Source organism: Saccharopolyspora shandongensis, assembly GCF_900106995.1.
In the GTDB taxonomy this organism is placed as follows: Bacteria; Actinomycetota; Actinomycetes; order Mycobacteriales; family Pseudonocardiaceae; genus Saccharopolyspora; species Saccharopolyspora shandongensis.
This window is the reverse complement of the sequence record NZ_FNOK01000018.1, coordinates 48,140-74,606: the sequence shown is the minus strand read 5'-3', so window position 1 is coordinate 74,606 and position 26,467 is coordinate 48,140. Positions and strand designations below refer to the sequence as shown.

General features: G+C 65.5%; 29 protein-coding genes. 8 read left to right on the top strand and 21 right to left on the bottom strand.

Annotation, left to right across the window (positions count from 1 at the left end):
- Positions 1–17: 17 nt before the first annotated feature.
- The gene (locus BLW84_RS47550) at positions 18–341 is read right to left on the bottom strand and encodes a hypothetical protein (protein WP_177226569.1); all 324 of its coding nucleotides are present in this window, start codon (positions 339–341) and stop codon (positions 18–20) included.
- A gap of 495 nt (positions 342–836) precedes the next feature.
- On the opposite strand from BLW84_RS47550, the gene BLW84_RS20385 reads away from it, so the two are divergent.
- A complete protein-coding gene (locus tag BLW84_RS20385; protein ID WP_177226585.1) occupies positions 837–2,171 on the top strand; it encodes a helix-turn-helix domain-containing protein in 1,335 nt (444 codons plus the stop codon).
- A gap of 598 nt (positions 2,172–2,769) precedes the next feature.
- Here BLW84_RS20385 and BLW84_RS20380 read toward each other — a convergent pair.
- From BLW84_RS20380 to BLW84_RS20325, 13 genes are all read right to left on the bottom strand, one after another.
- A complete protein-coding gene (locus BLW84_RS20380) occupies positions 2,770–3,054 on the bottom strand; it encodes a hypothetical protein (protein ID WP_143061015.1) in 285 nt (94 codons plus the stop codon).
- Positions 3,055–3,179: 125 nt separating this feature from the next.
- Complete coding sequence (locus BLW84_RS20375) at positions 3,180–3,707, bottom strand: DUF3558 family protein (protein WP_093267661.1); 528 nt, start codon at positions 3,705–3,707, stop codon at positions 3,180–3,182.
- Positions 3,708–3,958: 251 nt separating this feature from the next.
- Positions 3,959–4,417 (bottom strand): hypothetical protein, encoded by a 459-nt coding sequence (locus BLW84_RS20370; protein WP_218157384.1) that lies wholly within the window; start codon positions 4,415–4,417, stop codon positions 3,959–3,961.
- A gap of 407 nt (positions 4,418–4,824) precedes the next feature.
- Positions 4,825–5,145, bottom strand: coding sequence for a hypothetical protein (locus BLW84_RS46315; protein WP_143061014.1), 321 nt, complete (start codon positions 5,143–5,145; stop codon positions 4,825–4,827).
- A 56-nt stretch (positions 5,146–5,201) separates the two neighbouring features.
- On the bottom strand, positions 5,202–5,756 hold the full coding sequence (locus BLW84_RS20365; protein ID WP_093267522.1) for a hypothetical protein: 555 nt from the start codon (positions 5,754–5,756) through the stop codon (positions 5,202–5,204).
- Between the two features lie 95 nt (positions 5,757–5,851).
- On the bottom strand, positions 5,852–7,075 hold the full coding sequence (locus BLW84_RS20360) for a tetratricopeptide repeat protein (RefSeq protein WP_143061013.1): 1,224 nt from the start codon (positions 7,073–7,075) through the stop codon (positions 5,852–5,854).
- A 611-nt stretch (positions 7,076–7,686) separates the two neighbouring features.
- Complete coding sequence (locus BLW84_RS20355) at positions 7,687–8,919, bottom strand: acyl-CoA dehydrogenase family protein (RefSeq protein ID WP_245761262.1); 1,233 nt, start codon at positions 8,917–8,919, stop codon at positions 7,687–7,689.
- A gap of 115 nt (positions 8,920–9,034) precedes the next feature.
- A complete protein-coding gene (locus BLW84_RS20350; RefSeq protein ID WP_093267519.1) occupies positions 9,035–9,604 on the bottom strand; it encodes a GAF domain-containing protein in 570 nt (189 codons plus the stop codon).
- A gap of 23 nt (positions 9,605–9,627) precedes the next feature.
- A complete protein-coding gene (locus BLW84_RS20345) occupies positions 9,628–10,209 on the bottom strand; it encodes a GTP-binding protein (protein ID WP_093267517.1) in 582 nt (193 codons plus the stop codon).
- Entirely contained in the window at positions 10,187–10,567 is a 381-nt protein-coding gene (locus BLW84_RS20340) for a DUF742 domain-containing protein (RefSeq protein WP_093267516.1), read from the bottom strand. Before BLW84_RS20340 ends, BLW84_RS20345 begins: the two co-directional genes overlap by 23 nt.
- On the bottom strand, positions 10,564–10,989 hold the full coding sequence (locus BLW84_RS20335; RefSeq protein WP_093267514.1) for a roadblock/LC7 domain-containing protein: 426 nt from the start codon (positions 10,987–10,989) through the stop codon (positions 10,564–10,566). Before BLW84_RS20335 ends, BLW84_RS20340 begins: the two co-directional genes overlap by 4 nt.
- 44 nt (positions 10,990–11,033) lie before the next feature.
- Positions 11,034–12,437 carry an ATP-binding protein gene (locus BLW84_RS20330; protein ID WP_177226584.1) on the bottom strand — a complete coding sequence of 468 codons (1,404 nt, stop codon included), beginning with the start codon at positions 12,435–12,437 and terminating at the stop codon, positions 11,034–11,036.
- Between the two features lie 59 nt (positions 12,438–12,496).
- A complete protein-coding gene (locus BLW84_RS20325) occupies positions 12,497–13,339 on the bottom strand; it encodes an SAM-dependent methyltransferase (protein ID WP_177226583.1) in 843 nt (280 codons plus the stop codon).
- A 505-nt stretch (positions 13,340–13,844) separates the two neighbouring features.
- Here BLW84_RS20325 and BLW84_RS20320 point away from each other — a divergent pair.
- From BLW84_RS20320 to BLW84_RS20305, 4 genes are all read left to right on the top strand, one after another.
- Positions 13,845–15,065 (top strand): helix-turn-helix domain-containing protein, encoded by a 1,221-nt coding sequence (locus tag BLW84_RS20320; protein WP_177226582.1) that lies wholly within the window; start codon positions 13,845–13,847, stop codon positions 15,063–15,065.
- Between the two features lie 306 nt (positions 15,066–15,371).
- The gene (locus BLW84_RS20315) at positions 15,372–15,659 is read left to right on the top strand and encodes a transposase (RefSeq protein ID WP_177226581.1); all 288 of its coding nucleotides are present in this window, start codon (positions 15,372–15,374) and stop codon (positions 15,657–15,659) included.
- Between the two features lie 187 nt (positions 15,660–15,846).
- Positions 15,847–16,902 (top strand): IS110 family RNA-guided transposase, encoded by a 1,056-nt coding sequence (locus BLW84_RS20310; RefSeq protein ID WP_093267506.1) that lies wholly within the window; start codon positions 15,847–15,849, stop codon positions 16,900–16,902.
- Positions 16,903–16,928: 26 nt separating this feature from the next.
- Positions 16,929–17,813, top strand: coding sequence for an IS3 family transposase (locus BLW84_RS20305; protein ID WP_093267505.1), 885 nt, complete (start codon positions 16,929–16,931; stop codon positions 17,811–17,813).
- 449 nt (positions 17,814–18,262) lie between these two features.
- Here the strand turns inward: BLW84_RS20305 and BLW84_RS20300 are convergent, their stop codons facing one another.
- Entirely contained in the window at positions 18,263–18,457 is a 195-nt protein-coding gene (locus BLW84_RS20300) for a hypothetical protein (protein WP_093267503.1), read from the bottom strand.
- 207 nt (positions 18,458–18,664) lie between these two features.
- On the opposite strand from BLW84_RS20300, the gene BLW84_RS20295 reads away from it, so the two are divergent.
- A complete protein-coding gene (locus BLW84_RS20295; RefSeq protein ID WP_093267501.1) occupies positions 18,665–20,242 on the top strand; it encodes an alkaline phosphatase D family protein in 1,578 nt (525 codons plus the stop codon).
- 59 nt (positions 20,243–20,301) lie between these two features.
- Here the strand turns inward: BLW84_RS20295 and BLW84_RS20290 are convergent, their stop codons facing one another.
- The 4 genes from BLW84_RS20290 to BLW84_RS20280 form a co-directional block, all read right to left on the bottom strand.
- Complete coding sequence (locus BLW84_RS20290) at positions 20,302–20,670, bottom strand: hypothetical protein (RefSeq protein ID WP_177226580.1); 369 nt, start codon at positions 20,668–20,670, stop codon at positions 20,302–20,304.
- 765 nt (positions 20,671–21,435) lie between these two features.
- Positions 21,436–21,870, bottom strand: a complete 435-nt coding sequence (locus BLW84_RS20285) for a hypothetical protein (protein WP_093267500.1) — start codon at positions 21,868–21,870, stop codon at positions 21,436–21,438.
- A 111-nt stretch (positions 21,871–21,981) separates the two neighbouring features.
- Positions 21,982–22,236, bottom strand: a complete 255-nt coding sequence (locus BLW84_RS46310) for a hypothetical protein (RefSeq protein ID WP_143061011.1) — start codon at positions 22,234–22,236, stop codon at positions 21,982–21,984.
- A 70-nt stretch (positions 22,237–22,306) separates the two neighbouring features.
- Positions 22,307–22,777, bottom strand: a complete 471-nt coding sequence (locus tag BLW84_RS20280) for a hypothetical protein (RefSeq protein ID WP_093267498.1) — start codon at positions 22,775–22,777, stop codon at positions 22,307–22,309.
- A gap of 830 nt (positions 22,778–23,607) precedes the next feature.
- Between BLW84_RS20280 and BLW84_RS20275 the strand changes: the two genes are divergently transcribed.
- Both BLW84_RS20275 and BLW84_RS20270 read left to right on the top strand, forming a co-directional pair.
- Positions 23,608–24,483 carry a helix-turn-helix domain-containing protein gene (locus tag BLW84_RS20275; protein ID WP_093267496.1) on the top strand — a complete coding sequence of 292 codons (876 nt, stop codon included), beginning with the start codon at positions 23,608–23,610 and terminating at the stop codon, positions 24,481–24,483.
- Between the two features lie 19 nt (positions 24,484–24,502).
- Positions 24,503–24,904, top strand: coding sequence for a DUF397 domain-containing protein (locus tag BLW84_RS20270; protein ID WP_093267495.1), 402 nt, complete (start codon positions 24,503–24,505; stop codon positions 24,902–24,904).
- A gap of 132 nt (positions 24,905–25,036) precedes the next feature.
- Here BLW84_RS20270 and BLW84_RS20265 read toward each other — a convergent pair whose 3' ends face one another.
- Both BLW84_RS20265 and BLW84_RS20260 read right to left on the bottom strand, forming a co-directional pair.
- Positions 25,037–25,648 carry a hypothetical protein gene (locus tag BLW84_RS20265; RefSeq protein ID WP_093267493.1) on the bottom strand — a complete coding sequence of 204 codons (612 nt, stop codon included), beginning with the start codon at positions 25,646–25,648 and terminating at the stop codon, positions 25,037–25,039.
- A 5-nt stretch (positions 25,649–25,653) separates the two neighbouring features.
- The gene (locus tag BLW84_RS20260; RefSeq protein WP_177226579.1) at positions 25,654–26,418 is read right to left on the bottom strand and encodes an EndoU domain-containing protein; all 765 of its coding nucleotides are present in this window, start codon (positions 26,416–26,418) and stop codon (positions 25,654–25,656) included.
- Between the last annotated feature and the right edge of the window lie 49 nt (positions 26,419–26,467).

The window sequence follows — 26,467 nt, the reverse complement described above, 5'->3', positions numbered from 1 at the left end:
CTCGCCCTCTGCGAAGATCACGTGTCCTCGCGGGGACTCGAACTCGACCGGTAGCGCTCCCACAGGCGACGCAGCAGCGTTCGCAAGCGCCGGATCATGCCGGGCGCACCGCAGCTTTCTTCGAGATCAGCAAGTAGGGAGGCGGGGTCGACCACGCCGTCGGCGGCCATGTCGAGAACGGCATGGACAGCGCGCTCTGCTGCCTGATCGGCGAGGCCGAGCGACGCAAGCACGTCAGTGAGGCAGCCCCGGCACACTGAGGTGACTTCCTCGGTCTCGCCGTATCGAGGCGGGCGTGCCCGGCGCTTGCACCTCGCGATGACCACGACCTTCGGGGACACTGCACCGTCCTTACCTGGCATGGTGACCGGTTCACCACCAGGAGACAGCTTCGGCAGGTGGAAGATCTTCGTGACCTCGTCGGGGCACCATGTCTCTGCCGTGACACAGCTCGGTGCGCGGTCGCGCGTTGATCTGTCCACTGCGCAGCGTCTGTGGGCGCCACCTTGGGCTGGGGCATGTTTGACGGGCTCGGAGAGCGTCGGGCTCGGCGACGGCATGGCGTGAACAGTGCCGATCGGTAGTGAGCGGACCAATCCCTAGCCGGATATCCCTCTGGGGATTGCAATGCGGACGGGCCTGATGTAGAAGATGCCGCCTTCGATACGCTGCGCATCTACTTGTGCGCCGCGAGTAAAGAGGATCCGATGGGCCGAATGCAGCAACGGTGCTCGATGTGCCCCTCCTGGCTTCGCGCGGGGAACACGGACGTGTGCGATTCGTGTGCCAGGCGCAAACCGATTGTCCCGCTAGGTTTTTTCCGTGCCCCCGAGCTTGTGGAGGCGCTGGGTCGGTATGACTTCGGCCCGGTGTTCCGCGCGGTGCGCCGTTACTCCGGGCTCTCCCAGCAGCAACTGGGCGAGCGCATCGGCCTGGCACAGAAACGGATCTCCGAGGTCGAATCGGGCGCTGGGCGGCTCGGGCTTGTTGAGACCGTTGCTCACGTGGCCACTGCGCTGCGGATACCGGGCGCCCTGTTGGGATTCGCCGCAGAACCTGGCAGCCTGGAGTCAGATGGGGAGGTGTGCGGGATGGAACGCAGGAATTTCCTTTCACTAGTCTTCGGGATCACGATGAGCTCCACGCTCCAGCCCGATATCGCCCGGCTGAGCGAGACGCTGCCTGCGCATGCCGGCTCCGTCCGGCGGCGCGAGATCGGTGAGGCCGACGCGGTGGCGATCGAGCGCTTGACCGAAGGCTTCCGGGGCACGATCTACTCGCAAGGCGGCGGGTTGATGCACGCGGCCGCACTCGCACAGCTGCGAGCAGTCCGTTCCTTCGATGACGCGGTCTGCACCGAGGAGATCCGCGCGCGCATCGACCTGGCAACCGCGGATCTGGCGTGGATCGCGGGCTGGGCGTCCTGGGATCTAGAAGAACACGACCAAGCCCGGCAGCTGTTCGCATTCGGATTGAACCGCGCGAAGCGCGCGGAACAACACCCCCGTAGTACCGATCTTACGATCGGGATCTTGCTGGACGCGGCGTATCAGGCTCTGAAACTCCGCGACGGCAACGACCGCCGTGACCCAGGCCGTGAGGCGCTGCGCCTCGTGGAGCTCGGCTTCAACGTCGCGAACACGAGCATCCACGACGCCAGCGCCAGCGCGCGTGCCGACCTCTACGCCAGCCGGGCATGGTGCCACGGTTCCCTCGGCCACGCCGATCAGTGCCACGAGGCGTTGAACAGGGAAATTGATGCTTTCACAGCGATTCAACCGGATAACGTGCCGCACTGGGCGCGCCACGTCACCGAAGCCGAGATCGCCTCGCACCGAGCGCATGCGCTCGCGCTGCTGGGCCTGGCCCAGCCGAGCTTCGTGCCGGCAGCGATCGAGCACCTGGAGGCTGTCGCAAACAGCGCCGACCTCACCTACGCGCGAACCCGCGCGTTCCATCTGCCCTACCTTTCCCGGCTCTGCCTCCTCGGCGGCGATCTCGACTCCGGCGTCCGGATCGGCCAGGAAGCGATCACTGCGATCAACGGACTGTCGTCGCGCCACACCCGCAGCCAGCTGCAGGCCATCGCCGAAACCGCCGCCCCGTTCGCTGCGACCTCATCCGACGTTGCGCAGTTGCGCGAGGATGTGCGTGTCGCCGTAGCTGCGTAACGTCGGCGGCCGTCTGCGGCGTGTCAGCGGCGCGTGGCTTCTTCGGCGCGCTCGGTGAGCAGGTCACGGTCAAGTCGCGGTCCAGGTAAGCGTCGAGGCGCCGGCGAAGAGGTGGAACGAATTCCCCACGTGTCTCGTAACATTCATGGTGACGACCTGATCGACGATGGGCGCCGGGCGTTCGACGCGCCCGGTGGCGGATGGCAACGGGTGACGGGAGGCTGATCGCCATCGAGGAGGTCGGGGTGGCTGTGTCAGCGTCCGATCAGGCGGTCGTGGATGTGGTCGTCGAGTTCAGTGGTGTTGGCGACCTGGCGTAGCGCTGTGCGGACGTGGCGGATGCGTTGAGCTGGTACGCGGCCGCCGGTGGTGGCGGCAAGGTCGATGGTGACGCCACCTACGCACGGGCTGCAGGCTGCCGCGCTGCTCCGAGACTGCACACCGGCAGCTGCTCACGCACTCGCTCCGCATGCGCGCTGAAGGCTCTCCATGGGACGCGGTGGCCGCGGGGATACGCGCGAAAGGGACGATGACCTCTCGAACCCGCTGGTCAGGACGACTGCCCGTCGTGGTCCGTTGGCGGGCTCGTCCGATTTGCTCAGCACGCCTTGCCCAGCGCAGCGTTCATCGCAGCCCGGACCATTCTCCGATGGGCACGACCCATCTCTGTGAGCCGAAAGCGGTCCTCCCCAAGCGAGGTAGCCAGGTCGAGCACCGCGAGGTCGGTGGTCGAAGCGCGGGGGTCGGCATTCAGGAAGGCGCGGGCCTTGCTCCACTCGACCAACGTCGCATTGCCGTCCTCGACGTCGCCTACTTCGGGCCGGTCGAACTCCTCGACCGACTCGTCGGTGAGCACCGCGCCTTCCTTCGCGCTGTCGTGCATGGTGGTTTCGCAGAAGACCGGCCCGGCTAAGCGAAGATCCTGGTGATCTGCTCGCCGAGCGTCACCCATGCGAGACCGCTGCCGTCGATCTGATCGGGCAGCAGCGAGGGCTTGAGATCGGCGTCCTACTTCGGCAACTTCGGCTCAACAACCCACGCGATCTCCGTCGCCTTTCCACAGGTGGCCTCGTCACTCTGGATCTTGTCGGCATGGACAGTGATGTCTACCGAGACCGAGCCGCCCCCGGACTCGATGATCTGGCGACAACCACCCAGTCCGACTGAACCCTCCTCAATTGCCTTGATTCCCTGGTGGGAACCAATCTGATTCGACTCGAAGACACCGAAGTTGCCCCGCCTCTGTTCCCAGTACGCACGGTCAGACTTCTCGGCCTTGTAGATCGTGAGAAGGTAATCACCACCGTCGGCTTTGAACGTGCAGCCAGGCTCTCCAATTCCCTGGTCTTCGAACTCTCCCGGTTCGCTCACGCCATAGTGCTGCAACTCCTGCTGCGAGAGGACAGCGCAGGGATCGAATCCTGTAAGTGACGACTGTCCAGCGTCCTGCGTGTTCGGCGCCTGAACACCGGTGTTGCCGCTGGGAGAACACCCTGCGAGGAGCAAGCCCGCCGCAGCACCGACAGCCGCAACCATGAATCGTGTCGTACGCATAACCACCATCAGCTCAGTCGTTCCGTTTCAGGTTGCGGGTGGGCTCACCTGCGGAAGAGCTCGCCTGCAGTTCCCTACAAAAGGTTGTTTCGGGCTCCGCCACGTTTGCGGCGGGGGAGACCAACGAGACGGTTCGCGGCCAGTTGATCGACCCGCCACAGCGTCATCAGCGACCTATGCATGGGCACGGTGTGCAGCGCCAACGAGAAAGAGTGGAGAAGGTCGCACATTGGCTACCGCAGCCGCAGCTTGTCCAGCGCGCGCGGGTTGGTCTTGGCGCCTCGTTGGACGGAGTAGCGGATGCCGTTGTAGACGAGATCCCAGAGTGCCTGGTTGGCCTCGATGTCGGCTGCGTCGATTGACAGCTCCACGCCCTTTTTGTCCGTGAGTTCCAGGGTCCAGGCGAGTCCTCCGCTGGCGCCTTCGACTCTGACTTCGGTGAGCTCGTAGGTGTCGATGTAGCCCTTTTCGGTCGCGAGCCAGTCGGCGCCGGCCGAGATCCCGGACGAGTGGAAAGCCAGAATCCACAGTGGCCAGAGAATCACCGGTGCGACGACGAAAATCCAAAGCCACCAAGTGCTCATCCAGTCGAAGCCCCAGGCCCGGAGGCACATCAGGACGAACATGATTGCCGATACGGCCAGGCCGGACAGGATCGCCGAGTCGATCGTCGCCTGGTACCACTCCAGCACCGGGCCCCGTCCTTCCGGCGCCTTCAAGTACCGAGCCAGTTTCGACGATCTCCGCGGCAGCTTGGTCCACACAGTGATCCGGGGCGCCTTCGGCGGCCTAGGATCGCCAGTTTGAGAGTGAGGGCGCGGGGGAAATGATGTGGCCACGTTCCCTACCTGGTCATCTTCGGGTTGATGTCGCGGTTCGGTTGCTGGCCCGGAGTTGGTGGCGAATTCCTAGCGCTAGAAGTACTGGGTCATCGTGTGTAGAGATACACGAGGATGGCCGTGAGCACGTACGCAGCCAGCGCAACTGTGCACCCGATCGCGCAGCCACGGCAGCCGGGCTTAACGCTGCCGCCTCCATAGGTGACCACGAAAGTCACACCACTGGCCACAAAGGATTCCTCTTCGGGAGCATCCATGAATTAGAAATGTCCATTTTTTCGGTATCCAAGAGAAAGCACGAATCCGACCCCGAGAACGACCACGTATCCGGCGGCGATCCACGCGGTGGCCGTTTTGCGTGCACGCAGTGTGACGAGAACCAGCGTGGCCAGGATTGCGATGGCCATCATTGGGATGATGATCCCGCCAAGGCGAGCCCGCGCCGGATCTAAATCACCGAGGTTGATTGCGAGCCGCACCAGAATCGCCTGCGACGGAAGACTCGTGCAGAGCGCGACGAGCTTTGCGGGACCGGGGCTGGTGCCCCAAGCGCGAAGGCGACTGGCCACCTTGGTGATCAACGAATGCTCCTCTCATCGGAAACGCAGGCGGTGGCGTTTCGCGCGGGCGGCGCCTTTCAGGCGCCGTCGGCTCTCGACACGACCTCACCGGCGAGACGCGATGCTGCCGAGCCGGTTTGGCGCATCGGGATGGGCACGACGGTCCCGGACGTGTCGATCACGTCTCGGCCTACCACCCATAGCTTGATGTTCAAGTTGTGCACGACAATCACGTAGTCGGCTCCGTCGGGCATAGTCCTTCGCATCGCGTCGTCCCCGACGTCTTCGACGTGCTCGTAGGGCTGTGCCGATGCCTGGGTTAATCGCTGGAGTTCCTCCGACGCCGCGGCGGTACCGAAACGCCTGGCGGTGCTGCGGTGCAGGGTCGCGTGCAGCGAGGCGACCCGCTCAAGCGGGTGCGGTCCTTCCGTGGCCAGGTCCCGAAACGTCCACAGGCAGTAGCCGGTGGTCTCGACCTGCACTGTCTTGATCTCCACCGGCTCACCGAGGACCTGGCGTACCGTCTCCGGCGAGATCAGGTCGCAGAGGCGAGGCAAGGCCTTGAAGCGGTCGTCTGCGGGGTCAGGAGCCTCTGCACACCCCGCCGCGAGCAGGGCCGTCAGCGCCAGCACCGCGACGTGTTGTAGAAGGATCGCCAGTGGCGCCCGAATACCAGGGCTGCCGGAAGGTGACGTACTCGGCCCGAAACCGCTCATCGCACTGGTGATCACTGCTCGCCCTCGATCAGGCTGTCACGGTCGTTGATGGCGGCGAAGCGGCTGTCGGCCTCGGCCGAGTAGCGCCGCGCGTCGGCAGTGCGACCCAGCTTCTCGGAAACGGCGGCGAGGCGCGCGAAGACTTCAGCGACATAGGCATCCGAGCCTGATTCGTCCATGATGGCCAGGGCGTCGTGCAGTTCGTCGATCGCCTCGTCCGCTTGGCCGACGGCGATGCGCGCATCGGCGAGAAGGACTATGACCATCGCGAGGCCATCGCGGAAACCGATGCTCTTCATTCGCGTGGCCGCGCCTTCGAAGAACTGGCATGCCTCTGCGTATTTGTTCATCGCGAAGTAGCACTCGGCCATGTGCCGGATTCGGAGTGCGACACTGCGGGCGTCGTTGATCCGCTCGGCGATCAGCAGCGATTGCAGGTACCGCTCCAGAGCGAGGTGGTACTCCTCTGCGGCGAAGTAGCCCCGGCCCTCAGCGGACCACGCGGCTGATTCCGCCCATTCATCGCCGGCGTTGACGGCGAGCCTGCGGGCGGTGACAGCGATGGCTATGGCCTCGTCGACACGGCCGGTGTTGCGGTAACCCGACGACAAGCGGGAGTGGCCGATCGAGGCCCAGGGGCTGCGGCATTTCAAGGCGGCTTCGACGGCGACCTCGTGCGTCTCGACCAGCCAGTTATTGCAGCGGCCCTTGAGATGCCCGCCCCTGCTGGCCTCGGCCAATTGCCAGACCGCGGTGAAGTTCTTGTCGTCATGTGCCTGGCGTATGAGTCCCCGGAGGGTGCCCATGTTGGCGATGAACCACGTCATCGCCTCCTTGGGACTGCTGAAGCGCGACTGGCGAGCGCCGGATTCGAGATCCACATAGGCGGGGTTGTAGTGGTGCGGCCCTGGGTTGAGGATGTAGTCGGCTTCGATGAGCTGCGGAAGATAGGCGCGCTCGATAACGCGCGAGCGCGTGTCCTTTCGGACTCTCGGCTCGTCTTCGCGATCCGCGAGGGTGCGGGCGTGTTCCTGGTCCGCGGTGGGGAGCGTGTAGCCGGCGTCGTGTTCGTCGACCATGCCGGCGTCCCGAAGGACCTCCAGCAACTTCCTGGCTCGGTTGGTGCCGGTATCGAGCATGGCGGCCGCAGCATCCACCGTGGCGCGGGGGCTGGGGTGATCACCGAACCGGCGATACAGAAACTGAGCTTGGGCAGGCAGGGCATAGTAGGACATGTCGGGAAACCTCGCATGGTGTTCTCTGAATCTGGCGTGGAGCGTGGCGGTGGTGGTCGGCGGCGACGCGAGCTGCCCGTCGCAAGGACCGCCTGGAGTGGCAGCCCGCCGGAGGCACGAGCGAGCACCTCCGTAGCGGCATCGCTAGAGCTCAGCGTTGTGCCCGCAGATTCCGCCGTGTCAGGCCGCGACCAACCGCAACAACATCAAGGGTGCCGGGCATCGCGCCGATGTGCGTCGTTGAACACCGGCAATGCCCGGCACCACGGCTGGTGGAGAGATCGCACTCCCTCCACCAGGACAAAATCAGCGGCGCCCTCTCTTCTCCTCGCCGATGAACACCCGACCCCGGCACAGGCGCGGGAATAATCAGCCGGGCGCCGAGCGCGGTCTCAGACGAGTCGTGCCTCGGCGGGAATGGGAGGGAGTGGCATCGCCGCATCACCTCGTCGTGAGGTAGCAGCGGGCTGGTTTGCCGCCGTCATCGGTGATCATCGGGATAATCAATGGGCTACCGCCCCGAACCGTGGACCAGCTGTGTCGCGATCTGTGGGGGTGCAGGGAATCATGTACGTCAGCAAGGGCAGCGCGCCACCTGTGCATGCGCGTGGTCAGGAAGTAGCTGAAGGTGTAGTGGCGATACGGTCGGCCAGTTGTTCTGACCACTGTCCTGTCATTGTGCCGAGTTCGGCCTCAGCAAGGCGTAGTAGTTGAATCTCCGGGGTCCCAGCGGGGGTGAGCATGTGATAGGCATCGCGGAGGTACCGTTCGATGTGATTTCGGCGTAGCAGTGCGGCTGCTCCGTGTGCGTCGACCGCGATGCGGACGGACTCCAGCAGCAATTCCACGCCTTGATATTTGGCATTGATCAGCTCGGTGTCGCAGGGCAGGTTTCGGTCCAGCATGGACACGGCGAGGTACGCGTTTGCGGCCGACGTCATGAGGTGGGACCGCATTTTGCCGATTTTGTCCTTGATGATCGACAGATCGGCCAGCCGTCGCCCGTACCGGCGCTGCTGCTTCACGTAGGCGACGGTGTCCTTCAGGAGCGCTCGGTGGATCCCCAGCGAGACCGCCGTCAGGTTGGGGCGCCCGTAGGTGATGCTGGAGGAGTAGGCGACCTTCCAGCCGTCGCCTTCTCTGCCAATCCGGTTCGCTGTGGGAACGCGGCAGTCGTCGAAGATCAGTTCGCCGAAGGAGAACCCGTGCAGTCCGAGCGTGGGTTCGAGGCCTGCGACGGTCAGTCCAGGGCGGTCGGCTTCCACGAGGAACGCGGTGAGGTTCTTGCCGGCGCCGGTACGCGCGACCACGCCGTGCAGGGTGCCGACATGGGAGTTGCCCACGTAAACCTTGCGGCCGTTGAGGATGTAGTCGTCACCGTCCCGTCGGGCTGAGGTAGTCATGCCCAGCACATGGCCACCGCTTGTGGGCTCGGTAACAGCGATCGTGGGCAGAACGTCTCCTCGGGCGATCGCGGGCAGCCAACGCCGCCGCTGTTCCAGGGTGCCGTAGTGGATGATTTTGGCGGTGCCGAGCTGGGAGGCTTGCACCATCGCGCCCATCGGGGCGCTGACGGTGGACACTTCCTCGTCAATGATGGTCTTGGCGACGTGTCCTTCGCCCATCCCTCCATACTCTCCGCTGATGGTGGGACCAAGCCATCCCTGCGCTGCGATCCGGTGCGCCAGCTCGTACTGGATCTGCTGGTCCGTTTCCATCGCGGGGACATGGGGTGCGATTTCGGTCTGAGCGAACCGCCGGACATCGTCGCGGAGCTGGCGGTGTCGGGGAGTGCAGAAATACGCGTCAATCTGAGCAATCACGTCAACGTCCACCATCAGCATCCTCACTTCTCGCGACGGCCACCCGGTGGGCGGCGCCGTGTTGATCACCTCGACGACACGGTTCTGCGAAACGGTTCATGGGCGGTCGACCAGGGGTGTCAGGCCGCTCCGCCTGTCAGCGCTGCCGCCGTTGGTACATCAGATCCAGGACGTCGCGAGCCGTTGATTTGATGAGCTCGACGTGGCTTTGCTGCCAGTCGCGCGGTTCGTTGCCGACGACGCAGGTCGTGCCCAAGGCGGTTCCGGTGTGATCGATCAACGGGGCGCCGAGATACGTCTGGACCTGGAATCGGTCCACCACGTCGTTGCTGGCGAACAGCGGGACCCCGAAGACATTCTTGATGGCCAGCGGCACGCGGCGCCGCACTGTGAGCGGGCAAAACCCCTTGTCCCGGGACATGATCCGCGACATGCGCGCGGTGTCGTGTAGGACCAAGCTGTGCTGCATCGACGGCGTATGCAGCCCAATGAAGACCTGCGTCTGGTCCAGAAACACGTTGACCATCGCGTGGGGCGTGCCCAGCGCGCGCGCCAGCCCATGCGCAATCTCGTCGAATTCGCGATCGGGCTGCGCAGTGATCCCCAACGCGCGCAGCCGGTGCTGCCGTGCTGCCTCCTCCCCTGCTGCCTTCTCGGGGTCATCCGGCGGGGCGCCCAGACCGCGTATGGACATGGTCTTCACCATGGACTCCTTTAATCTTTCACCGACTACGTCAGCAGTTTCAGGACATGCGCGACCACGCCGCCGAGGACACCTGTGACGGAGTGGCGCTCGCGTGCATCGCAGAACAGGATCGGGACGCCAGGATCGAGCCGGAGCGCATCCCGCAGTTCGCCCGGCTCGTAGCGGTAGGCATCGTCGAAGACGTTCACGGCGAGGATGAACGGCAGGCCGCGTCGCAGGAAGAACTCCACGGGCCCGAAACAATCCTCAAGCCTGCGGGTGTCAGCGAGCACGACCGCGCCGGCCGCGCCGCGGATCAGCTCGTCCCACATGAACCAGAACCGGTGCTGGCCCGGCGTGCCGAACAGGTACAGCTCCATGTTGTGCTCTGGCCAGGCCAGAAGGCCGAAGTCCATCGCGACGGTCGTCGTGACCTTGCGTTCCAAGCCGGCGAGGTCGTCAGTGCCTTCGCTGGCGGTCGTGAACCGCTCTTCGGTGATCAGGGGCGGGATGTCGCTGATCGTTGAGACGAAGGTGGTTTTGCCGGCACCGAGCCCGCCCGAGATGATGATCTTGCACTGGACGGTCGCCTGCGGGCTCGGATCAGAGTTGCTGCAGGGCCGCATGAAGGCGCTCCAGGGTCTCTCGGTCACGGGCGAAGCGCGAGGTGGTCGACGCGCGCACCGCCACCGCTCCCACGTCGATGAGCCCCCGCAGCAGTACTTTCGCCAGCGCCACGGGAAGGCGTAGCCGCGCCGCGACTTCCGCGACCGTGCGCGGACGGTCACAGATCTGCAACGCCTCACGGTGGTCTGGCGCCACGCGCTGCGGAGGGATTCGTTGGGTGGAGAACACCTTCGCTTCGAGATCAAGGCTTACGATGGCGTCCTCCGAGGGCCGGGTCCGGCCACCGGTGCGGATGTAGGGGCGCACCCGCGCACCGGCGCTCGCACTCAGGTTGTCCTCGGGCACCGCAATCGTCACCCGGCACTCAACGTGGTCGGTGGCGTGGTCATCCGGGGCGGGGTCGACATCTGCTCCGGCAGGGCCTTCACGAGCTTCCTCATCTCGAAGCCCAGCACCTTCCGGTTCACCTCCAGGTCAGAGAGCACGGCCAGCACACTGCCCTCGGCCCCGACGATGGACAGGATGCTGTTACTGACCTCGGCGTGAAGCTGGTGGACGTCGCCGCCGCCACCATCACCGGCCTCCACGGCGGCCTGGCCGACCAGCGAGAAGATCGCGGACACGGTCGCCGACAACCGAGCCGCGGAAGTGGAGTCCAGATTCACGGCCGTGATGGCCAGTCCGTCTCGGGACGCCACCAGCCCACAGCGGGCTTTGGGCACCTTCCGGAGAAGCTCGTGCACGTAGTTGGCGGGTGATGTCGTGTCGTGGTCCATCATCGGGTTCCTTCGCGTGTGACCGGTGAGGTGTTGGCCCCGTCGACTCAGTCCGTGCCGTCGGTGAGATCGGCAAGCAGATCCGGATCCAGCTCTTTGACATGCCTGCGGTCTGCAGCGGCCGGTTCGTGCAGGGCGGCAGGCAAATAGGTGCCCGCGCGCACGGGGAGAGCAGGCCGACCTCCGTTGTGGAGATCCCCCTCGAAGTAGTGATGTCGGCCTTCCTCGCCTGCCCTGTTCGCCCGATCCGGGATCCGCTTGGGCAACGGTGGCCCTTGCTGTTGCCTGCCGGGCCCCGGCGCACGGTGACCCTCGGTCACCGCCGCGTGCTTCACCGGCTGCGGCGTGTCAACGGGGGGAGGCGCACTGGGGCGAATGCTTCCGGCCGCGGGAGCAGGCGGCTGCTGTGGACGCTGCGGAGTGCCGAGCAAACGCTGCGGCACCACGACGACGGCGGTGGTGCCGCCGAAGTTGTTGCGGCGCAGCTCTACCCGTGTCTCCAAGCGGTGAGCGTAGACCGCCACGATCGCCAGACCTGTGCGTCCGTCCTCGCCGAGTTGCTGTCCCAAGTCAATCTGACCGGGATCAGCGAGCGATGCGTTCAGCCGCGCGTAGTCGTCGTCGTGCATGCCGTCTCCCCGGTCTTCCACCTCGATCGCAACACCGGCCCGACAGGCGCGGGCCGACAGACCGACCGGCTCGTCGTCCTTGGAGAACGCGGTGGCGTTCTCCAGTAGCGCCGACAGCAGGTGCACCAGCTCGACAAAGGCATGACCGTGCACGGTGAGCCGATCATCCGGGGGAGCCACCTTGATCCGGGCATAGTGCTCGATTTCGCACACCGCGGAGCGCAGCACCGTATACATGACCTCCGGCGAATCCGTCTGCCGCTGAGGCGGCTCGCCGAAAAGCGCCCCGAGATTTTCGGCGTTACGGCTGTACAGATTGATGAAGTGGTCGAGCCGGAAGAGCATGTCTAGATCGTTGGGTTCTTCGGTCTTCTCGACCAACTCGTTCAACAGCTCACGAATCCGATCGATCCACGCTTGCTGTCGAACCGACAGATTGATCAGCACCGATCGCTGCTGATCAGACGTGCCTAAAAGCGACGGTGCGATCGCCTCGGCGTCCTGACGAGACTGAACGGCGGTGACGGCCGCAGTCACCTTGATCGGGACAACCACCAACGCCGCGACAGCCACAGCGGTGCCGATCCCAACGCCGATACCAGGCCCGACCAAACCATGTGCAAGGTGAAGGTAGAGAGCACAGCCCGAACCCAGCCCTGCCACGACCACCGCAGATACCGCCGCCGCCCACCGCGCCCGGCGCTGTACATCGGCAGCGACATCAGCACGCTCACCCGACGCCGGCCCGGATAACTTCGAATGCGCGCCACTTCGGTCACGTTCGCGCTCGCTGCGCACACCCGCGCCCACAACGTCGTCCACCCTGGTCTGGTCCTCGGAGTAAGAGCGTGACCGGCGCCGCCGGTCGGAACGGCTCGTCATCATCGTTTGATGCCCGCGCCGCCGAACTCGATGACCGGGCTGGCAGTGGACGGGCGCACGTAATCCGAGGCCAGAGGCAGCTCGACGGCCGGGATGTCCAGCCACCACTCGGCGATGTCCCCTAGACCCGGCTCCACGACGTCGAAACCATCGAAAAACCGGCGGATCTCGCTGCGGTCCCGCACCCGTCCCCAGTAGGGAGTGCTCTTACGCATGCTCTCCGTCAGAGCCTCCGCGGCAGCCTGATCCTCACTTTCCAGGTGCGACAGACCCAGGCAGCTGCCCGAGGGGAGAGCATCGCGAACGCGCTTCACCACCTCGTAGGGGTGCGCCTCATCGGGCAAGCAGTGCAACACGGATGCGTAGATCGCGGCGACCGGCTCGCCGAAGTCGATGAGATCCAGAACCTCCGGAGCCCGTAGGACGGTGTCCGGCTGGGCCATGTCAGCGTCCAACATGATCGTCCGATCGTTGTCCTCCAGCAGCGCCCGGCCGTGCGCCAGCACAATAGGATCGTTGTCGGCGTAGACCACTCGGACATCCGGGTGGATTTCCTGAGCCACCTCATGCACAGTGCGCTGGGTCGGCAACCCGGTTCCAAAATCCAGGAACTGGCGAATCCCTAACTCCGCGGCTGCGAAGTACACCACGCGCTGCAACCACATCCGGTTCCGACGCGCGACATCGTCGATGTCGGGAGTGGCGAGCCTCAACTTGACCACAGCCTCGCGGTCGACCGCATAATTGTCCTTGCCGCCAAGGAGATAGTCGTACATCCGCGCCACACTGGCGATACTCAAGTCCACCCCAAGAGACTCGGGGCCGTCCTGGGGTGCTGACATCGTGATCTCCTTAACCAAAATTCCATTCCGAATCCAGATGGAGTAGCGCCGGCACCAAACAGGAACCGGCGCTCGTGCTCCTGACATAACCCCGCTCTGTGTCGATGAGGCCGTGTTGTCACTCCGGCATGGCCGGGAGGATATGGCCAGGTGAAACCGGTTTGTCCGCTAGTTGCGGACAACCGGTCATGATCACCCGATTGGCCCTAGCCGGTCGGCGCCAAGCCACGAAATTCACGGCCGCCGGCATCACGTCGCAAACGTTGCGGCAAGGACGAACACGTCACTGCGGGACGCGTTCGAGCTGCCGCAGTGGAAGACTCGTCTCGTCAGCGAGTACCGGGGCTGAAGTAGCTGCGAGTGCGGGTGGCCAGCGACGGGGTGATGAGGGCGGTGACGCACGCCCACGTGCGCAGCTCGATGGTTCAGGGACCCCGACGACCTCGGATATTTACCTCGGACCGGTACCGTCGGAGTGATCAGCAATGTTGGGGAGGTGGCACCGGTGGAGGAGCCGCAGGATGCTATTGGTGCACGGATTCGTGAGATCCGCAGCTGGCGTCAGATAACTCTTCGAGCCACGGCGGATCTTGCGGGCATATCTCGTTCGTATCTGTCCGAGATCGAGCGCGGGGAGAAGCCGGTCAGCAAGCGAGCCGTATTGGAACGGCTGGCGGCAGCGCTGCGAGTCAGCCCCACCGAACTTACTGGCCGGCCCTGGACGCGTAGTGATCCGCTGGACGCTGAGGCGCACGAGGCGCTGACAGCGATTGAGGCCGCGCTGGAGGAGTACGAGCTGGAACATGATCCGGGCGTGGCCGCTCGGCCGTGGCCCGAATTGGCGGCCGAGGTCCAGCGATTGCGGGAATTGATGCATGTCCACGCGGATTACGCCGCCCAAGGTCGGCTGGCGCCGCAACTGCTGGGCGAGCTCCACGCGGCGTACGTTCGCGAACCGCAGCACCGACGCGAGGCGCTGTTGGGGTTGTTGCACTGCTACAGCTCGTGCACGTGGACGACCAAACGGCTCGGCGGCAGAGGGTTGCCGCTGTTGGCGGCACGCGAGGCCCAAAAGTGCGCAGAGGAGTTGGAGGCCCCGGAGTGGCTGGGGTATGTGACGTGGCTGCGTGGTGACGCTGCGGGCGGCCTGAGCCGTTCAAAGCAGTACCAGCGCAGTGTGCTCGCCGCGGAGGAGATCTCCAGTGCGTTGGATGCCCCCGACGTCCTCCAGGCATCCGGAATGCTGCACCTGTCGGCCGCCCTGGCCGCGGCAGCTCAGGCCGATCGGGCCACGATGAACACCCATCTCGCCGAGGCTGAGGCGATGGCGAACCGCCTGGACGGCCCGGTGGGGAACTTCGCGTACATGTGGTTCGGGACGGTGAACGTCGGGATTTGGCGCGTCGCGTTGTCCACCGAGCTCGGCGACGGGCCCCGGGTCGCGGAGGTGGCCCGCGACGTCCACCCGGAACTGATCCCGTCACCATCCCGGCAAGCGGAGTACTGGGCCGATCTCGGGCGCGCGCAACTGGCTAGTGGCCCGGCTTCGCGCGAGGCCGGATTAGCCTCGATCCTGCGCGCCGAGGATTTGGCGCCTCAGCGGGTGCGCAATGACGTGTTTGTCCGCGAAGCCGTGGGGGACTTGCTGCGGCGTTCGCGGCGTGATGCCGGCGGCCGTGAATTGCGCGGCTTGGCGTTCCGGATGGGTTTGGCGCCGACCGGCTAGGGCCAATCGGGTGATCATGACCGGTTGTCCGCAACTAGCGGACAAACCGGTTTCACCTGGCCATATCCTCCCGGCCATGCCGGAGTGACAACACGGCCTCATCGACACAGAGCGGGTTAAGGAGTACCGAGCACGCGGTAGTACGGCGCCAAACGCGACCAACGCCACGTCAACAGCTACACGGCAACGCGCCGGGCATCATGACAGGTGTACCGCCTCGTCAGTGGAATCAACAACACATGAGGTTGCCCCTGTGAATCGGACACCCTGATCCCAGGCAGCAGTTGCCGGAGCAAGGATGTCCCTGTGTCAGGTTCATCGAAGTATCCCGAGCAGTTCCGCAAGGACGCGGTCGAGTTGGCCCGGTCCTCGGATCGCCCGTTACGGCAGGTCGCCCGCGAGCTCGGGGTGAACCACGAGACGCTGCGTAACTGGGTCCGCACCGCCGACCGCGCCGAGACCGCGTCGCCGGGCAGCGTCTCCACGAGCGAGCAGGAAGAGCTGCGGGCGCTGCGTAAGCGGGTGGCCGAGTTGGAGCTGGAGAAGGAGATCCTTCGCAAGGCAGCCGCCTATTTCGCCTTAGTGCGAGAGTGATCGGCATCCGGTAGGGCTCGCTCGCTATTTTGCTGCCCCAGCACGCTGGTGGCTTGTCCTGATGTGCGGCCCCGCCGGATCCCGCGCCGGGCGGTGGAGTGGCTTGATAGAAGCTCGCCGATCGCTCAACTAAGGCATGCCCCCCGCTGTCCGTCGTGGAAATCGTCTGGACAGCAAGGGAGATTCGATGGCAGTGCTGATCGGGGTGGACGCGCATAAGCGGACACACACGCTGGTCGCGGTCGACGAGGTCGGCCGCAAGCTGGCAGAACGGACGGTCCAGGCCACCAGTGAGGGTCATCTGAACGCGGTGCAGTGGGCCGGCCAGTGGAGCGATGTCTCGTTCGCGGTCGAGGACTGCCGGCACATGACCCGAAGGCTCGAGCAGGACCTGATCAAGATGGGCTTCCGCGTGATCCGGGTGCACACGCGGTTCATGGCCACTGCCCGCCGGTCAGGCCGCCAGCCCGGCAAGTCCGACCCGATCGACGCCCTCGCGGTAGCGCACGCCGCCTTGCGTGAGCCGGACCTGCCGGTCGCGGCACTGGATGGGCCATCGCGGCAGGTCAAGCTGCTGTTCGATCACCGCCATGATCTGATCCTTGAACGGACCAAGGTGATCAATCGGTTGCGCTGGCATGTGCACGAGCTCGATCCCCAGCTGACGATCCCGCCACGCGGCCTGCGCAGCTACTCCACAATGGACTCCGTCGCCGCCCACCTGGAGGGCTTCAGCGGCACAGTCGCCCGCATCGCCGACGACCTACTTGCCCGGTGCCGGGAACTGACCCGACAGGTCAACCAGCTCGAACGAGAACTACGCGACCTCGTTCGCATCCTGGCGCCCAGTCTGCTTGCAATACCCGGCTGCGGGGTGCTCAGTGCCGCCGCCATCATCGGTGAGACCGCCACCGCGTCACGGTTTCGCTCCAAAGATGCCTATGCCCGCTTCACCGGCACCGCCCCGATTCCCGTCTGGTCCGGCAACAACGTCAAGGTCCGCCTCAACCGCGGCGGCAACCGGACCCTCAACCACGCACTCCACACGATCGCGGTCACTCAGGCACGCGGCAGCGGGCGCGGCAAGACCTACTACGACGGGCTCACCGCCCGCGGCAAGACACGCAAGGAAGCACTACGGCTGCTGCGACGACGCCTCTCTGACGTGGTCCTGCGAGCGCTGCTCGCCGACGAACGAACACGCACTCAGCCCGCGACCAACACCGGTCAGGAGGCCGCTTGACATAGAAGCATCAAGGAGATGGGTCGTTGACCTGCAGCTACCGGTTCATCTCCGAACACCGCGCCGTCTTCGGCGTCGCACGGCTGTGCCGGGTCCTGGGTATCAGACGTCCGGGCTTCTACGAGTGGCTGGCCGCCGCGCCCGCACGCGCTGAACGAACCGCCGCCGACGAACGGCTGGCAGCCGAGATCGCCGAGGTCCACGCCGAGCACCGTGGGGCCTATGGTCGCCCGCGGATCGTTGCCGCGTTGCGCCGCCGCGGCCGGCGGGTCAACCACAAACGTGTCGAGAGGATCATGCGCGAGCACGGCATCGTCGGCATCACGCGGCGTCGGCGCCGGTCACTGACCAGGCAGGATGAGACCGCTGCCCCGGTGCCCGATCTCATCGGCCGCGACTTCACCGCCCCAGCACCCGGCAGACGGCTCGTCGGTGACATCACCTATCTGCCCACACAAGAGGGCTGGCTGTATCTGGCCACGGTGATCGACCTGCACAGCAGGGAGGTCATCGGCCACGCGATGGCCGGGCACATGCGCGCCGAACTGGTCGGTGACGCGATCGTTCTGGCCGCCCGGCGTGGCCTGATCGGTAACGACGCGGTCTTTCATTCCGACCGTGGCTCGCAATACACCTCGGCCGCCTTCCGTGCCACGCTCGCCGGTCTGGGCGTGCGACCGTCGGTAGGCAGGACCGGGTCGTGCTACGACAACGCGGTCGCGGAGTCGTTCTTCGCCACGCTCAAGACCGAGATCGGCACCACCGTGTGGGCTACCCGAACCGACGCCCGGCGGGACGTCTTCTCCTACCTCGGCTACTACAACTACGACCGTCTACATTCGACACTTGACCACCGAACACCCCACGAAACGCGCATCAACTATCGTCAAGACCACGCCCTCGTGGCATGAAACCCCGGTGTCCGGTCTTCGGGGGCAACCTCACTCGGGGTAATCGGAAATGGCAACTGACGATCCGTCGGCAAGCGTCGCCGGGGCATCCCGTTGCCGATCAATGGCGTGACCGATGAGTACGCGCGCACCGTTGCGGCAACGCCAGATTGCCGGAGAGCGGCGCCCGTCATCAGCAAGCGCTCCCTGAACTGGCAGCGGGTGTTCCCGAGCGTCGACGCCCCCTGAGGCGCATGGGTACACCCGCCTCCCCGATATCGCTCAGAGTGCCGTTGTCACATCCAGCGTGCGATAGGTCGCCCGCGCTTGGCCGGCGCACGCGAGCGCGAGGCAGATAGGCCAGCAGCGATGTCGGCCCTCCTGCAAAGTCGTCCGTGCTCCCACAATCCTGTAGGGCGACAAGGGATGTCCGTCGCTTTGTTCGACGCTGAAGCAGCCTGAGCCGTTGCTCAGGGGATCGGCTTACGCAACTCATCGAGGCGACGGGCGAATTGGCTCTCGAACGCGTCGAGAAGGGCGGCGCCCTTCTGCGCGCTGGCCAGCGAGGGTTGGCCGACCACGCCTGTGGAGGTGTAGGCGCGAAGCCCGTGCAGGAGTAGGTCGGGGGCGTTCGTCGGCGCGGTGGTCGGCCGTTTCGTATCCATCGCGGACGAGTGAGGGAGCAGCGTGCAGCAAGATGCTCGATCTTGGGGGTTGCCCGCTGCGGGACGCCAGTCCCTACCCCTCAGGTACATCGGGGGGACAACGCTGGTTCGTCTGTCGGCCATCTGGCGGAACTACCGTTCGTCCGAATTTCCCGATCCTGCGTGGACGCACGCCGTGTGGACCGCGCACTGCCGAACAGGTGGCACATGTCAGAGAATCCGGGCCCCAGCCAAGCAACCCCGTCCCGCCGCAAGGTCCTGTTAGCCGGCACGGCAGCCCTCGGCGCGGCAGCGCTGGGCAGCACCGGTCTAGGTGCCGTCGCCAGCGCCTCCCCCGGCGCGGGAGTCAGGCCGATCCGCTCCCCGTTCTCGCTCGGCGTCGCTTCCGGTGACCCGCTGCCCTCCGGCGTCGTGCTGTGGACCCGACTGGCCCCGAACCCGCTCGCCGAGGACGGGCTCGGCGGCATGTCCGACCGGATCGTGCCGGTGCAGTGGCAGGTCGCCACCGACGAGCAGTTCCGCCACGTCGTGGCCGACGGCACCGAGATGGCCCGGCCGGAATCCGCCCACTCGGTGCACGTCGAGCTCGACCGCCTCGAGCCCGCCGCCGACTACTTCTACCGCTTCCGGGTCGACGGCGAGCTCAGCCCGGTCGGCCGCACGAAGACCGCGCCGCGCTTCGGCGCGCGGCTCGACCGGTTCGCGTTCGCCTTCGCCAGCTGCCAGAACTACCCCGTCGGCCACTTCAGCGCCTACTCCCACATGGTCGAGGAGGACCTCGACCTGGTCGCCTTCCTCGGCGACTACATCTACGAGAGCGGCGCCAAGGGCACCATCGGCCGCGCGCACGTACCCGCGCGCGAAATCTTCGGCCTCGCCGACTACCGCACGCGGCTCGCCCAGTACAAGACCGACCCGGACCTGCAGGCCGCGCACGCCGCCTTCCCGTGGGTGGTCGTCTTCGACGACCACGAGGTGGAGAACAACTGGGCCGGCGACCGCTCCCAGCCGGACAGCGAGCCCGACCAGGACCCGGCGGTCTTCCGCCAGCGCCGCGCCGAGGCGTTCCAGGCCTACTACGAGAACATGCCGCTGCGCTCGACGCAGCGCCCGTCGGGCCCGAACATCCGCATCCACCGCCGGCTGACCTTCGGCGACCTGGTGGACTTCCACCTGCTGGACACCCGCCAGTACCGCGACTTCCAGGACCAGGCCAAGCGACTGGACCCCGAACGCACGATCCTGGGCGCCGACCAGCGCGATTGGCTGCTGCGCAACCTGGGCGGCCAGACCGCCCGCTGGAACGTGCTGGCGCAGCAGGTCTTCTTCTCGCAGCGCGACTTCACCGCAGGCGACGACGACTCCTTCAGCGACGACGCCTGGGACAACTACGTGGTGGAGCGCAACCTCGTGCGCGACCAGCTGGCCAAGGCTTCCAACCCGGTCGTGATCACCGGCGACGTGCACGCCAACTACGTCGCCGACATCAAGGCCGACTTCGACGACCCGGCTTCGGCGACCGTGGCCACCGAGCTGGTCGGCACCTCGATCACCTCCAATGGCAACGGCGTCGACCAGAACCCCACCGACGCGGTCCAGCTCCAGGAGAACCCGCACATCAAGTTCATCAACCGCAATCGCGGCTACGTCCGCAACACCATCACGCACTCCGAGTGGAAGGCCGACTTCCGCGTCATCGACTACGTCGAGACCCCCGGTTCGCCCATCCGCGACCGCGCCCGCTTCGTGATCGAGAACGGCCACCCCGGCGTCGGCCAGGTCTGACCGCCCGGGCGCGGGGGCGTTTTCCGCGCCCGCGCCCGGCTTTCAGCTCGGGGGCTCGGTCAGCGGCCCGGAAAGCGGGATGACTCGCCGGTGCAGCAGCCGTCCGGGTGCATCAGCCAACCGACGCGCTTGCGCGTCCGCAGGATCACCGAGCTGTTCAGGATGCCGCCCTGGCGCAGCAGGCGTTCGAGGCTGTCCTGCATGTTCATCAGGTCTGCCATGTCCGCCGTCCACGCGTTCACCACGAGGTTCGCCGACCCGGTCACCGACATGCACAGACGCACCCGGGAATCTTCGCGAATTGACCTGTCCATCGAAAACGCCGCCAAACTCCGCGACTCGCTGGCGGCACGCTTTACCGGGCACTGGCACCACGGCTGCGCGATGCCGGGCACGGAGTCGTCCTGATCACCCAGCACACCCCGCACCCGCTGGTTGCTGGAGGGCGTCCGGGTACCCTGAACCGGCGGGGGCCCTGGAATCAGACGGCAGCGGCCAGCGCGGTACACCTCGGTGAGGCGTGCCAGGTTCGAGCTTGCAGGCTCCACCTTTCGGATCCTCCGCCCCGATGTCCAGCGCCGCTTGGAAAGCGGCGACGCGCACCGTGGCGTCCGGATCGGTTGTGGGCCACATGATTCGCTCCGGCTGAGGCCGCCCCTTTGGCTCCCGACGCGCGAGATCGGTACACGCTTGGCACACCGAGAGGTAATCTGCAGGAACTTCGTCACCAAGGCGACGGTGAAACGGGCCGTAAAGGCGGTTTCCGCACAACACAACGATGGATCCGCCCGCATCATTCACGTCACAGGCATGCCACAGAGAGGTATGCACGCTGTTGATCCACGCGCGCCCGCTCATCGTGGACGCCTGGCGCTATCGGACGGCCCCCACGCCAACAGCCCGAGAACGAGCACGAGGACTGACAGAACTGCCAGGAACATCACCATGATGCTCTCCCATCTCATTTCGGCGGAGCCGAAACCGCCCACGTCAACCCGAACAGTTCAGTCCACTTGGGACTTCTCGGACGGGTAGAATCGGCAGCCAGGTTGTGCACTACGTGAGCATTTGGTGTCGTGAAGGGGCATTCGCAGTGCGTCGCCAAAGCGGCTATGAACTGGCCATCGGTTGGTGATATCCATTCGCGCCAGTTCCCGTGGCGACCCTCTGGTATCAATCCCGTGCGGGGGTGATCACCCTGGGCGCTGACGGTAACGGCTTATGAACTCCTCGATGACCTCGGCTGGTTCCCAGCTGTGGGCCTCGTAGTCCCCGCCAATTCGCAGTCGCATCACGTCCGTGACCGAGACGGCAAAGAGGTGCAGGCGAGCGAGGACCCCGCCACGATCGATGAAATCGACGAAGCCGTGATAGGCCGTGATTTCCTCGATCTGCAAGCACGTTCCTGCGGCGAGCCCGCGGTCGCTGGCTTGCACCAGGTTCTCGTTGTCCGCCAGGCGGGCCACGGGGACTTCCCAACAGCCAGGCCGGAGCTCGCTATCGACGCGACGCCGTACAAGCAGCACCCGCCCGCCATTGTCGACAACGGCACCGATGTAGCGACGCGCGATGCGATCAAAGTCGTCACGGACGGCGAAAATCTCCACATCGGGCAACTCCTGATTCATTGACGGTCCTTGTCTTCTGGCGTGGACAATTTGTGCGCCCGGTACAGGTTCAGGCAGAGCGCGTGTCGCTGGCTAAGAGTCGGTTCATGGAGCCGTCGGCCACCGGCGCGATTAGCTCGTGACCAGACGCGGTGTGATGCCGGAGCAATCGACCAGGTGCTCGGGGTCCTCGTCGAGCGGTGGCACGAGCAGGGCGTCGCAGCAAACGGTGAGGATGACCTGCCGTTGCCCTTGGCCGTACGGGAGGTCCAGGTACGGCATCGTCACCGGCTCCCCATTGGGAGTGGTCCTGGGTCGGTGCCGGACCCGGCCGCCGTGGACGCTCGGGCACCGCGTTTCTTCGGTGACAGAATCGGTGGCAGACATGAGAAAACTCCTTGGTGACGAAGCGAGTGATCCCTGCGCGCAGCGCAGCGGTACTCCGGGCATTGCGCAGTCAGCCACGACGGCTGAGGGCTGAGCGGGCCACTGCAACAACCGCGGACCAGGGAGGCAACGAACGGCCGGGCTGCGGCTGGCACCACCACCGTGTCGTTGCAGCGACGGGCGGGACGACGACTTCGCGCCCTCGAGGGAGGGCGTAAACGGCGCGGCTGTGGAGCAGGTCATCTGGGAGTGTGATCGGCCTGCCTCTGCGGGGCGCCGTGATGAACGTCCACCAACCTGTCTCATCGCGGCAGACCGGGCCGGACATCAGGCTGACGGCCAGTTCGTGCGCGGTCGGCTCAGCCAGGTGCTCGCGCATCCGAATTGCATCGAGCACGCACCCGGTCCGCGCGACCAGCCGCTGGTGGCGAGTGTCGAGGCTGACCGGCCAGTTCAATTGGTCGATGAAGAAGGTCATCTCGGCGGCGAGCGTGTACTGGCCAAGGTCCGGGGAGTTGGGCGTAGTGGCAGGTGTCGACATCCCGGGACTCCATTCATTGATGGGCGCCGTGGCGCCTACGGCGGGTTGATCTGGGCACGGCGACCCCGCCGGCGGTCGGGGCAGCAGCGGGGCCGCCGTGGCTAGGGCTGCCCGATCCGTCCGGGGGAGCGGCGCGATGGCCGACGGATCGGGCAGGGCTGGGAACAACGCAGCGCAGAACGGTCGTGGTCTGGATGCATTGGGGTGCAGATCGCGCTGGTGATAGCGCGGTGCCAGCCAGCGTTTGGCCGTGACGGGTATGGCGTGCGGATGAGCTAGGAAGGGGGCGGCGCGCGGAGTCGGGGAGGGCGGGTTGACTCGACGCAGCGCCGCCCGCCTCATGTGCCCGAGCCGGTTCGGGGTCCGGCTCAGGCTGGCTTAACGGCAGGAGGAGCGGAGAGCTCGACCGCGCTTCTGGGACTTGGCGCCACCGTCGGGCTGCTGCGGCAAGAGGTCGGCACCGATGCGTGCGTCTGCAGGACGCATCGCGACCACTGCACCCGGTGGCACCACCACGACCTGGTCGCTTCGGCGGTAGATCGACAACCACAGTCTGCCGGAATCGGCAGCCAGGACATTGTCACTGATCAGGGGACTGCCCAGGTGGAGCGTGGAAGTGGACATACTGCTCACCTCAATTGGCTGTCGCCTCCGCATCCGAGCTGGATGCATTGAAGCCTTGCAGTCACTGAGCATGCTCGCGTAAAGCTTGGTTAGCAAGTTTTGATATGGCCTCCATTTGGGTGATAATGAGAGGCGCTCCGTGCTTGGGATGAAAGCTTGCTAGCACCTGACTTGCCCATGCGCCCTTGACCTGGAGGTCTGCATCGATGCCAGCGACGGTTCGTACAGCCAAGAAGCTGCTGCTCGGACGCGAGATCGCGCATATGATCGAGAAGGCGGGAATCTCGCAGAGTGAGGCGGCCAAGCTCATCGAGACGAGCCAGTCCCGTATCGCGCTGCTGATCAACGGCGGCGGCAGCATCGCGCCCGGTGATCTGGTCATGCTCGCCGACAAGCTCGGCTTCGATGACGAGGGATACAAAGAAGCCCTACGCGAGCTACGGCGCGACAACCACAAGCGCGGCTTCTGGAGTACCGGGCACAACCGCGCGTACGCCGAGGATCTTCGGTTGCTGGTGGACTTGGAGAAGCACGCCGACCAGATCCGCGCGGCGCAGGTCGAGGTCGTGCCTGGGCTGCTGCAGTGCGAGTCCTACGTCCGGGCGCAACACGCTGAGCAGCCGGAAGCCAGGGACGTGTCGCTGGAAGACCGGATCAAGGCCAGGCTCGCTCGGCAGGACATCCTGGACAAGCCGGAGCCGCCGGTTGTGCAGTTCGTGCTCTCCGAGTCCTGTGTGCGACGTACCTGCGGTGACGCCGATGTTATGCGCGAGCAAATCGACTACTTGATCAGGCTTTCGAAGCGGCCGAACATCATGCTGCAGGTCATGCCCTTCGACCAGCCAGCCGGCCAACGCTCACCTATCAAGAGCCCGTTCAGTTTGATCCATGTGCCCTCGCCTGGTGCTGCTGGACCGCTGGAGTTGGTCTACGTCGAGGGTGAAGGCGAGATCAGATATCTCGACGACAAGAAGGCACTCGCCGCGCATGAAGCAGCCTGGGCTCGCGTCTCCAACGCCGCGCTACGGTTCGAGGAGACCCGCAAGTTCCTGAAGTCGGTCCTCCAGGACTTCAGGAAGTGAGCATCCGAGGAGAACGCTGATGACCAGCACCCCGCCGGCCTTCGCCGAACGCGACTTCCGCAAGGCAAGCGCCAGTCACGCGAACCAGGAGTGTGTGCGTGTCGCCCGCCGGGACGGCTGGGTCGGACTCCGTGACGACAAAACGCCCTTCGGAGCGCATGACGACCTCCGCCTCGTGTTCACCGAGCCACAGTTCGACGCCTTCCTGGCTGGTGTGCGCTCCGGGCAGACCGCTGGCCTCTGCCTGGAGATGACGCGCCGCTCCGACGGGATGTACGCCTTCCGCAGCGCCGCGCCTCAACCTAGTGGGACGGCCGCGGAGCTGGAGTTCACCGAAGCCGAGGTCCTGGCCTTCCTGGACGGTGTCGCCCAAGGAGAGTTTGATCGGGACACCACGCCGGACATGGCCGTGTGCGGGTAGCCCCTCGCATCCTGCATGAAGCGAGACGACCTTCGCGGCTGTTGATGCGAAGATCCCTGCCGGAATCTCCGGCAGGGATCTCTTTCGTAGTGCTTCCCGAACGGGCTCGCGGCAGGTCGCTGCCCAAACCGCTCAGGGCTGGTCGGTGACGTTCAGCGAGGCGAGAGTGTTCTCGCGGTCGCGGATGTATGCGAGATCGGCAACCGCTGCCGGGCGGAACCAGTTCAGCAAAGCGGCGAGTGCGTCCCGTTCAGAAGGGCTGACCGGGATCTGCCGGGTAACCAGGCTCGCCGACAACAAGTCGACCAGCATCGACCACTCACCGACATGACTCAGGGTGCGGTACTCCTCCAGCCGGTCTGGTGGGAGGCGATCGGCCAGACGCTCCAGAAGGGTATGCGAATCCGCACTGAGCTTGCGCAGGTCCTCACGGGTGACGACCCGCGGCTGATCGGCGACCTCGATCGCGGCCAAGGTCTTGTCACGGTTACGAAGGTAGTCATAGTCGCCGGTGGGGACGGTATCCAGCAGCCGCGTCAGCGCTTCCTTCTCTGCGGGTGTCACTTCGGTGTGGCGAGCGACCAGCATTTTGCACATTTCGTTGAGCAACTGAGCCGTCTCGCCGGCTTCACCGAGTGCGCGGTACGGGGCCAGCCGACGCTGGGGGAGGCGATCGGAGAGCTGTTCCAGTAGCCCGAGGGTCGCCTGCTGGGCTGTATCCATCGTCGTGTGGTCTCCGCTCACTTGTTTCAGGGTACCGGGTGCGGGTTGCCGAACTCATCGTTCTGAACGACGCCCTCGCCACGTACGGGGAAACCGGTCTTGACCTGTCCGCCGGGGGTTACATAGCCCTCGATCTCCACACCGTCCCTGGTTCCGCTGAACTTGTAGTTCCCGCTCCTATCGGACAGGACTGGCGGGCTGTCCGGGTTCTTGGCTACATCCTCGACGGATTCGAGGATCTTGGCGTCGTCCCAGGACTCGGGGAACTCGGTCTTAAGCGGGATTCCTGTGCCGTAAAAATGACCACCCGTATCATCAGCTCCGCCGTCGAGGATGTGAATTCCGTCGAGTTCCGGGAGATGGATGTCTGCCGGATTCGGCGCATCCCCGACGACATGGTCCCACGCGCCGGCCTCGGCAGGCTGCTGGAGAGGAAGGTCGGCAGTGGGTCGAGGCGGGGCCGAACGCGCGCGGCCGTCAGGTTTGGCACGTGCGCTACTGGAGGAAGCACCCGTCGTGGGAGCGGGGCTCGCTCCGATGCTGCTGCCGTACGTCCTGATCTGATCAGAGCAGCGGCCAAGCATCTGCTGCGCCTGGATGAGCTGGTTACAGGCCTCGCCGTAGCCCGCCAGAACCTGTTGTGCCTCGACGTCGTTGGTTCCGTGCAGCACCGCGAGGCCAGTTTCGGCCTCGTCCGAGGCGAGCAGGGCGGTGTTGATTTGTTCCGCCGCGTCGGCGAGCTTGGCAAGCACGATGCCCAGTGCCTGGCCCACGTTCTCCACGGCAGACATGGGCGGGATCATGCCGGAGGCCCCTGATGCCGCTCCGCAGTTGAAGGAC

Excerpts from the sequence above, each read along its gene's own strand:
- BLW84_RS20380 (WP_143061015.1), bottom strand. The coding sequence starts at position 3,054 with ATGCACGACAGCGCGAAGGAAGGCGCGGTGCTCACCGACGAGTCGGTC.
- BLW84_RS20375 (WP_093267661.1), bottom strand. The coding sequence starts at position 3,707 with ATGGTTGCGGCTGTCGGTGCTGCGGCGGGCTTGCTCCTCGCAGGGTGT.
- BLW84_RS20360 (WP_143061013.1), bottom strand. The coding sequence starts at position 7,075 with ATGTCCTACTATGCCCTGCCTGCCCAAGCTCAGTTTCTGTATCGCCGG.
- BLW84_RS20355 (WP_245761262.1), bottom strand. The coding sequence starts at position 8,919 with ATGCTGATGGTGGACGTTGACGTGATTGCTCAGATTGACGCGTATTTC.
- BLW84_RS20350 (WP_093267519.1), bottom strand. The coding sequence starts at position 9,604 with ATGGTGAAGACCATGTCCATACGCGGTCTGGGCGCCCCGCCGGATGAC.
- BLW84_RS20345 (WP_093267517.1), bottom strand. The coding sequence starts at position 10,209 with ATGCGGCCCTGCAGCAACTCTGATCCGAGCCCGCAGGCGACCGTCCAG.
- BLW84_RS20335 (WP_093267514.1), bottom strand. The coding sequence starts at position 10,989 with ATGATGGACCACGACACGACATCACCCGCCAACTACGTGCACGAGCTT.
- BLW84_RS20325 (WP_177226583.1), bottom strand. The coding sequence starts at position 13,339 with ATGTCAGCACCCCAGGACGGCCCCGAGTCTCTTGGGGTGGACTTGAGT.
- BLW84_RS20310 (WP_093267506.1), top strand. The coding sequence starts at position 15,847 with ATGGCAGTGCTGATCGGGGTGGACGCGCATAAGCGGACACACACGCTG.
- BLW84_RS20300 (WP_093267503.1), bottom strand. The coding sequence starts at position 18,457 with ATGGATACGAAACGGCCGACCACCGCGCCGACGAACGCCCCCGACCTA.
- BLW84_RS20295 (WP_093267501.1), top strand. The coding sequence starts at position 18,665 with ATGTCAGAGAATCCGGGCCCCAGCCAAGCAACCCCGTCCCGCCGCAAG.
- BLW84_RS20285 (WP_093267500.1), bottom strand. The coding sequence starts at position 21,870 with ATGAATCAGGAGTTGCCCGATGTGGAGATTTTCGCCGTCCGTGACGAC.
- BLW84_RS46310 (WP_143061011.1), bottom strand. The coding sequence starts at position 22,236 with ATGTCTGCCACCGATTCTGTCACCGAAGAAACGCGGTGCCCGAGCGTC.
- BLW84_RS20280 (WP_093267498.1), bottom strand. The coding sequence starts at position 22,777 with ATGTCGACACCTGCCACTACGCCCAACTCCCCGGACCTTGGCCAGTAC.
- BLW84_RS20275 (WP_093267496.1), top strand. The coding sequence starts at position 23,608 with ATGCCAGCGACGGTTCGTACAGCCAAGAAGCTGCTGCTCGGACGCGAG.
- BLW84_RS20270 (WP_093267495.1), top strand. The coding sequence starts at position 24,503 with ATGACCAGCACCCCGCCGGCCTTCGCCGAACGCGACTTCCGCAAGGCA.
- BLW84_RS20260 (WP_177226579.1), bottom strand. The coding sequence starts at position 26,418 with ATGTCTGCCGTGGAGAACGTGGGCCAGGCACTGGGCATCGTGCTTGCC.